The organism is Psychrobacter sp. 1U2, assembly GCF_051847575.1.
Map to the genome: position 1 here is coordinate 1 of NZ_JBPYDC010001134.1, position 693 is coordinate 693.

The following is a 693-nucleotide window of genomic DNA, read 5'->3' on the forward strand; positions in this document are numbered from 1 at the left end:
CTACAACTGCCTGAGGGGGCATGGAAAGTATTGACCTGGGGCGGGTTACGCGGCGGCATTTCGGTGGCTTTAGTACTACAGCTACCCTCAGGGATGGAGCGTGACATTTTACTGGCGCTTACCTATGCTGTCGTCGTCTTCTCTATCTTGGTACAAGGGTTAAGCATTGGTAAAGTCGCTAAGAGGATTCAGCCTGTTATGCATAAATAGCGATTAATTTAGCTAATCAGCTTATCTAAACCATACAATTAACGCTATATAACTATCGAAGTAGTCAGCGAGATATATAGCCATGACGTCATACTGGTTTCCTAGTGCCAATCTCTCAACAGCACAGCTGCTCTATGATAAGGTTTGCTATCAAGGTTATATCAAACCTTTACGTTTCATATTACGATAGACCACAACGACAATAATAATATTTAGTAGTAAGATTCCCAGTTTGAACCAATCAAATGGGCTCACTATTAAGTAGTAAATCTCAATAGGAATGAATATTCCATAACCGATAACGCTAAACCAGTACGCCCATGTTTTATCTTGCCATAACCCATAAGCTTCAATAAAACGCAGACTGACATAAGCAAAGATAAACAACAAAAAAAGTGACCAGTTTTTACTTGCTTGCTGGGCAATTTGGACGATACTGTCAATTTGTGGTGACAACAGGCTGCCAAAGCGTTGTTGCCATGA

1 protein-coding gene and 1 pseudogene are annotated in these 693 nt (G+C 41.0%); one reads left to right on the top strand and one right to left on the bottom strand.

Annotation, left to right across the window (positions count from 1 at the left end):
- Positions 1-210: pseudogene (locus ACS8FD_RS20805) on the top strand (cation:proton antiporter); the annotation flags it as partial.
- Between the two features lie 156 nt (positions 211-366).
- Here the strand turns inward: ACS8FD_RS20805 and ACS8FD_RS20810 are convergent.
- The coding region (locus ACS8FD_RS20810; protein ID WP_439277266.1) for a DUF2127 domain-containing protein at positions 367-693 on the bottom strand (327 nt) is incomplete at its 5' end.